This is a genomic window from Rhodopirellula sp. JB055 (assembly GCF_043100905.1).
In the GTDB taxonomy this organism is placed as follows: Bacteria; Planctomycetota; Planctomycetia; order Pirellulales; family Pirellulaceae; genus Rhodopirellula.
This window is the reverse complement of sequence record NZ_JBICHO010000330.1, coordinates 1-7,689: the sequence shown is the minus strand read 5'-3', so window position 1 is coordinate 7,689 and position 7,689 is coordinate 1. Positions and strand designations below refer to the sequence as shown.

The following is a 7,689-nucleotide window of genomic DNA, read 5'->3' as shown; positions in this document are numbered from 1 at the left end:
CGCAAGATCAACTAATCTCGATTCAGGGGGCACCGTCTTTGGGATCGATCAGACTGCGGAACAACTCGCCATCGACGCTCGACGTGAGGAACTCCGTCGAACCATCCAACCGAGAAAACAGGGCGCCGCCTGGATGAGCTGATCCCCAGTTGTCCATGTAACGGGCGCCGGGACCATCTCGTTCGATCAACAAACCACTTCGAACGGTTCCGTTGCTACCACCACTGAAGATCGGTTCGTCGTAATACCAACTCGATTCCGTCTGCACGAACGGGTCAAACGCTTTCTCCCCCGTCCCCAACGTGTTGCTCAATCCGTCCGCAATCGCACTGAGCCGCTGAGCGTTTGGGAAGTTCAACATCACCCGACGGTTGCCAGCGTAATCGGTCTTGGCCCACGCCCGACCACCCGCGGAATATCTGCCATACGAATCATCTCGCGGGACCAGTGGTTCTCCTCGCGAGCGACTGGGGCAGCGGAAGAGCGGCCCAGCGGATTCGACCTGAACGTTCTGGTACGCTTCCCCTTGTTCCAGCGATGGCAGAATCGCATAGGCCCAGCACCCCGTTTGTTGTATCGGTGAGGCTCCCGGTCGGCCGACTCCCCACCAGAATTGATGGTCAACCGCAAAGGTATAGGTGCCAATCCGAATCGGTTTGCCCGATGCAGAGGTGACGGTGCACTTGCCATCATCACCGCCATTGCTGGGAAGGTACTCATGCTTGGCAGCGTGCATTTGAATGCCGAGCGCAAGTTGCCGCTGTTGATTCATGCACTGAGTCCGCCGGGCTGACTCGCGTGCGTTTTGAACCGCTCCGGTGAACAACGACACCAACAACCCTATGATCGCCAACACGATCAACAATTCGATCAAGGTAAAACCGCAGCGAACGTTCGTGATGCGTCCCGGTTCAAAATGAGATTGGTTCATGGCGAGTCCTATCGGATTGGCGGAACAGATCAGTGGTCGATTCGGAAAAGAAGGTGGCTTGCGCCGATGGATTCAATGGGCTCCGCTGGGAGCGAGTTCAGAAGACTTGGATTGCGAGAAAGATCTGATTGACTGACGATCAGCCACGATTGATCATCGTCATTGTACCGGGCCAACGCTGCAAATTCTGGATAGGCTTCTCGAATCCCCATGCCGAGCCCTGTGCTGGATATCAACTTCAGTGGGCGATGCTGTGGATGGGTCGCGACCCAATGAGCGACCAAATCATTGTCCTGGCCCCAATCGGTGGCGTCATTGAACAGATGCAAGTGTCCCCTGTCGGTCCCACCCGAAACCACATTGAAGGCGCCAAGCCAGTGTGGTGCGATGCAAATGGATGCAACGCTTGTCGCCATGAGTCCCAGCAGGATCCCAGCGTTGACGCTGCGACCTGTGTTTGAATCATGACAACGTGCCAGCGGTGCCACCATCAACAGAAACAGGAAGGGATACAATGGCAGAATGTATCGGTGCTGCTGTGCGAACCCACTTTTGTAGGCGGTGATCTCAATCATTGCGAAAGCGATGCAGGCGATCACAACCTGATCCAACGAAACGAACCACCGATGTTGACGATCGAGCGTCCGGCCGACCAGGTAGAGAAGACTGGCGGTGATCGCAACCAGAGTTCCCGTTGGCAATTTTACCAACATGGAATACAAGTAAAACCACCACCATCCGTGTGTCGTGTTCATCCCTGCCGCGTAGCTAGTGATTCCTTCACGAAAGTCACTTTGTTGGCGATCCATACCGTTGAGATACTGCTCCGGAACAGGACATGGAATTCGTTCGAACCATGTATTCGAAAATCGGGGTGCGATTTCACCATTGGATTGGCCGTACAAGGCATCTTCAGAGAACTTCAATTCTCCAAGCGGCTTTCCGATTCCATCAAAACCATAGGGCAAAGCGATGGTTAGCAGAGCGAGCACCACGGCGAAAGACGCCTGACCTATGATGCGCGGTTGCCGAGCACTCCAGAAGCTCCAAATCACAAATGCGAGATAGATCGGGCACAACAACAATGCAGTGAATTTACAAGATAAAGCCAGACCAAAAGTCACACCGCCCAACGCTGCATCTTGCCACCGGAGCGATCTGATCCAACGACAGAAGCACAAACTACTCACCAGCATCGCTGACGCCACCGCAATGTCATTGGTGATCAGCGAGCCATGAGCCAAGACCTGGGGTTGGAACCCCCAGAAACCTGCCGCAACCAGTCCGATGGCGGGTCCGTATGGCATTGGATTGCTACGGCTCGACTCATGTGATCTCACCCCGTAAAGGGACCGGCCCCAAACGAACAGCGCCACCGTTGCAGCAACCGTGAACAGACCGACAAGAAGTCGTCCCCAAATGAGGTGTTGCTGAAATTGTCTGGGAGAAGACGCATACAGCTCACGTCCATAGGGAAACTCACTCCGGACAGATGCGCCGCTCAATGCGCCTGACTTCAAGTTGTCGGTCATGTCAAAGGACGGCTCAAAATGCTCCAGTTCTCCCCAACACAAGAAGGCTGGCAGAGTTCCGAGAGCCCGAACCAAAGGTGGATTGACGTTGAACGAGTGCAAATCCCCGTGAAACCAGTACTGAACTCCCGCATAGAAATGCCCATATTCGTCACTGACTGGGGAAGACCGGCAGGCGTGCCACCCCAATAACGTTGACTGGACTGCTATCAAAGCCAGCAGGATCTTCGCCTGGTTGTCGCTTACGAACGTTATCGTGGCAGACCACGACATCCAACAAAGCCGCGTCCTATTCCACAAAGTCCGCTCCTACCTTCAAGGCTGCCGTCACCGTTTCCGTCTCCAATGTGATTTCCAAAGGAATTTGCTGAAAGACAAACCCTCTCCGTCGGACATTACTCTTCGGTGGAATCAGGCTTGGATGTGGGGTTCCCGCAACGCAAGAGCAAGAAGTTCGGATTTCACTGAGTTGGACGGGTGAGTCTGATTTGTTATGGAGTGTCAGGCTGCGCGGCTGATCGCTTCCCTTCATCAGTTCGCCCAAGTCATATCGCGCGCGTTCAAATACAATGGAGCTACCTGGCTTGGCTGTTGGTGGGACGTTGGATTGGGAAGCCGCAGTGCTGACGCTCGTTGTCCGCGACAACACAAACGCCATCAAAAACAACAGCGGCAAGCAACTGAGCAGAATTGCTTTCCAATGAGATCTCAATCGCCTCGCCTGAACGAACTGCAGCACCAATGCCATCCCAAACGCCCCGACGAGCCATGGCGACGTCAACAATTCCCCGATAAAGCGAATTGCAATTTCAAGAACGCTGTCATGAAGTGGGGCAGTCCCCGCCAAAAGCAGCGGGTTCTCAGTATCAGCCTCAGGACTTCGCTTGTAGATCTGAGCTGACGTAGCGTCGAGAAATGTCACGTCTCCCGCTGGCTCAAGCTGCTCCAGCACTGCAAAATGCCCCACATCCAATTCTTTATTCGGCCCCCGGTTCGCAGGCTGCAGCCACGCAATTGCAATCGCACCTTCGCCTAGTTTCCGACGGACAAATTCTCGGTTACCTGGCGTCAACGCAAGCACCCGAGTTTTCAAGCCCAAGGAGTCCAGGCTGGCCTTGACTTGCGCCAAGGAAACAAACGGCAATGCCTCCAACTGACGAGTCGCTCCAGTCATCCGCCACTCCGCCCCCAATTTTTCCGCACATCGCTGAGCGGTTTCCAGGCCGCAGAACCCATTTTCGAGAGGAGCATCGTCGCGAAGCATTTCGCCTTCTGTTTTCGAAGTAACACCTTGAAGTCTCTCGTCATTTGCATTCTTGCTCGAGGCCCACGCAGTTGTGCAAGCCATCCACAAGCAGAAGAAAGAAAGTGTAGTACGTGCTCCTGTCATGGTCATTACGTCGTCTCCGAACGTGGCCAAAAACGGTAAACGGTCATACCAATGATAAGACTCATTAATCCTAGGTTAAGAAAGAGAAACCACGACGTTTTCGACTGTGGCGAATTGGCGCGAGCATTGGCCAAGGCATGCTGCTGAATCATTGCCAGTTGCATATCCGAATAGGGGACATGAAAGCGTCTCCCATCTTTGATACGCGCCCACTCAGTACCAGCCGGCCAGGGCGGAATCCACTCAAAGCTGTCAACGTCGATCTCACTAATGTCGAGCATTTCGATCGAGCAGATGTAACCCGATTTTCCATCGGGAGTGACAGCCCGGTACGTTGCCTTCTTGGGGTATCGAAAACCATCGAACGTCATCAACTCTGAGATGTCGACCTGCAGTGGACCATCGGGATAGCTTTCCCGTCTCTCAAGGAGCAGGAGTTCCGGTTGCGAAGTGAACACGACGTAGGATTGATCCCCTGGGTCGGTTGCTGACATTCGAATTGCTTTTGTATCGGCCTCGTGTTCGAACCATTCGGTTTGAAGCTTGTCGCCCATTGGAACGAACTCTACGTCATTCGTTCGTTCAGTTCCATTGATCAAAGCAACATCGTTAACAAGAAGGCTGACGAGTGGGTCTTGATGAAAAGCAGGTAAGAGATGGCCAACGGAAGCATTGCCAAAAGAAGTCACTGCTTTCCTGCCTTCAAAGTCGAATAGCAACTTCCGAAGAAAACTGTGGCTGGCCCGTCCGTCGGTGCCCTCAAAATAGGTCAGTAACGGATCGTCATCGATGTGAGGTTCGCCTTGGTTCTTCTGAAAGTGCATCAAACGAACCGGAATGTAGGAGCGAACCGGACTTGGCTTGCCAATGGCGAGCGTCCGCACGCCATTGGCAGCGATGTCCAAGTGCCCCGAGAAGAAATTCGCGCCGCCGTGCTCGGTGCGGCTCTCGGTTTCGATCGTGTACCGAAATTGCTTTCCGTAGAAGTAGGTGCGAGGGATCATCTGTGCACGCCGCAGTTCGTCTGCACTCAACAACTGTTTTTCGGCGTTGGGCGATTGAGCCAGCATGCTAGTGGAGTCGAAACACAAGGACATCAACAATATGAGGCTCATACGGAAGCGTATGTTCCCCAAACCGACTGCTGGACTATCGGCACTAGAAACTGCGCTGACGACCATAATCTTTCCAACGTGAAAGTGTAGCTCTGACGAAGATCCCGTTCGGTATTAAAATCAATGCAACGAGCTATTAGCTGCAATCGGAGCGAGCACCACATCCACCTGCATGGTGAAGTTGCCAACTTGCCCCCGTGGCGCTAAAGGGATCCGCCGTACATTCATAAACACTCCCGGGGCAAATATCGGGCATGTGCCACTCACAGTATTGCTCGACCGCCGCGTAGCACTTTTCATTCCATAGTGTGTTAAAAATGCATTTGACCTTTTCCGCACCAATTTGGGTGCATGGATTCCCTTGGGTGAGGTTTTGGTTTTGAGTTGGACATGCACCCTCGGTGTCCTCGAAACATCGTAGGTCGTTCCACCCTCCAATTTTTTCTAAGAATTCGAGCTGAATACCCGATGCACTAGACGTTGAAATGGCGCTGTGCAACACCGAGGGTGTAACGAGTGCAAAAACAACGATCGCAGTGAGCAGAAACTTTGTCTTCGTCATCTTACTTTCCTTTGCAGGATGATAAAGGGAAACGTCAACTCACTACGATGCTACAAGGGGGGGGTGCACAGTCAACCCTGCTGCAAGAATTTTGAGGGTCCCAAGCAGATTTCCGCGCGTGTCGTTCACGCCTCGTAAAGCCATCGGATGCCAGCTCCTTAGGAGTCCCCCCTTCTAATTGGATCGTGGCCAGAATCGATAGGCGACCAACCCAAGAATCAGGACGACCAACCCGGCATTGAGATAGAAGAACTTGGGTGACTCCGGCGAAGGCGCATCCGCACGGGCATTGGCCAAACCGTGCTGCTGAATCTTGGCCAGTTGCGAATCGGAACAGGGAACGTGAAAGCGTTTCCTGTCTTTCTTGCGAATCCACTCCGTACCGGCCGGCCAGGGAGGAATCCACTCAAAGTTGTCGACGTCGATATTTCGGATGTCAAGCAACTCGATTGAGCACGAGAACTCACACGTCCCATCCTTCACCACATATTGATAAGTCGCCTTACGAGGGTATCGAAAACCCTCAAATGTCATCAGTTCGGAGATGTCAATATGCCGTGGATGGTCTGGCGACCATGAAATCAACTCCAGAGGAAGGTACTCTGGATGCGACGTGAATACCGAGTAAGATGGATCCTCTGGATCGGTGGATGACATTCGAATTGCTTTTGGATCCGCCTTGTGTTCGAACCATTCGGTTCGAAGTTTGTCCCCCATCGCAACGAACTCAATGTCATCAGGTGGTTCAATCCCGATGATGGCACTTCGATCATTCACTAGAAGCCCGGCAAATGGATCAAGCTGAAAGGCTGGCAACCCATGTCCAACCGACTCGTTGCCAAACGAAGTCACTCTCGTTCTACCTTCGAAGTCATGGAGGAGTTTTCGGTCGAAAACATGAGTGATGCGTCCGTTTGTCCCCTCGAAATAAGTGAGCAACGGATCATCATCAATGTGCGGTTCTCCGGCGTTCTCCTGGAAATGCATCAGGCGAACCGGAACGTAAGAACGTAGCGGACTCGGTTTGCCAATGGCGAGCGTTCGGACACCATTGGCGGCGGTATCGAAATGTTCCGAGTAAAAGTTCGCGCCGCCTTCTCCGATGTCAATTTCCGTTTTAATCGTGTATCGAAACTCTTTGCCATAGAAGTAAGTGCGAGGCACCATCCGCGTGCGACGCAGTTCGTCGGCACTTGGCAACTGGTCTTCGGCATTGGACGACTGCGCCAGCGAGCTAGATGGTGAAAGCCAAAGAAACGCGAGTAACACCAGGCTCGCTTGCAGGCTTCTGATGCACGGAAAGGTTTTGTGACTTTCGGGTCGCGCCAGCGATGCCGGTCTCGTCGGGGGCGAATTGAAATCCAACTTTCCAGAGCAGGTCTCGTGTGCCGTCTGGAGGCTGAGCCACGTAGGCCAGGTTTCACCTGGCAACCAAGCCGATGCTTTGGAACAAAGCGAGGCGGTTTGGCCCGCGTTCTCGAGTTCGCAAAGCTTCGGCCAGCAACCTTGCCAGGTGGAACCTGGCCTACAACGTCTGATGCTTGAAACCAACGACATCATGCTGTCCAGAAATTGGGCGTGGCGAGGAATGAAATATTGCGTGCGCATGGTTGGATTCCCCCTTCTAATTGGATCGTGGCCAGAACGATCAGGCTCGCTCTCACGCGCCACGTGACCGATCGAACCGCATGAAGATCCTTTTCTTTTGTTGCGTGATTGAGTGGACATGCCGATGGACCATTCCTTTTGCGAAAAGGTGCATTCGCTACAACGGCCAGAAAAGCAAAACTCGCTGCGGGTATGTCGAATCCCATTTTCGCCTCGTGGGGAAGAGAACGCCCCCTACAACCTATGGGCGGGGGGGCAAGATACAACCCGGCAGCTTCACTTTTCTCGCGACCGGTGATCACGGGTGACACAGGACCGAATGGGCCGGCGCAGTCATTGCCGGAGGCGTCAGGCCCCGGAACAGCTCTGCCACCCCCACAATTGAATCCCCGAAAGGGGTGACAGAGAATGCTCAACTCTGTCGCCCCTTCAGGGCTTGCTGCATTGTCCAATTCCTGCACCGGGGCCTCGCGGCCCCGACAGTCATTCTGTCGGCCCTCCGGGCCTCTCAAGCAACGCATCCGGATTCGCCAAGAATTCGGACAGGCCGT

General features: G+C 53.7%; 5 protein-coding genes. All 5 read right to left on the bottom strand.

What is annotated here, in order from left to right; translation table 11 throughout:
- Positions 1-22: 22 nt before the first annotated feature.
- Entirely contained in the window at positions 23-931 is a 909-nt protein-coding gene (locus tag ACF8AM_RS13060; RefSeq protein ID WP_392556052.1) for a DUF1559 domain-containing protein, read from the bottom strand.
- A 29-nt stretch (positions 932-960) separates the two neighbouring features.
- A complete protein-coding gene (locus ACF8AM_RS13055) occupies positions 961-2,238 on the bottom strand; it encodes an ArnT family glycosyltransferase (RefSeq protein ID WP_392556051.1) in 1,278 nt (425 codons plus the stop codon).
- A gap of 514 nt (positions 2,239-2,752) precedes the next feature.
- Positions 2,753-3,727, bottom strand: coding sequence for a DUF1573 domain-containing protein (locus ACF8AM_RS13050; protein ID WP_392556050.1), 975 nt, complete (start codon positions 3,725-3,727; stop codon positions 2,753-2,755).
- 131 nt (positions 3,728-3,858) lie between these two features.
- Complete coding sequence (locus tag ACF8AM_RS13045; protein ID WP_392556049.1) at positions 3,859-5,034, bottom strand: hypothetical protein; 1,176 nt, start codon at positions 5,032-5,034, stop codon at positions 3,859-3,861.
- 670 nt (positions 5,035-5,704) lie between these two features.
- Positions 5,705-6,730 carry a hypothetical protein gene (locus ACF8AM_RS13040; protein WP_392556048.1) on the bottom strand — a complete coding sequence of 342 codons (1,026 nt, stop codon included), beginning with the start codon at positions 6,728-6,730 and terminating at the stop codon, positions 5,705-5,707.
- Positions 6,731-7,689: the final 959 nt, after the last annotated feature.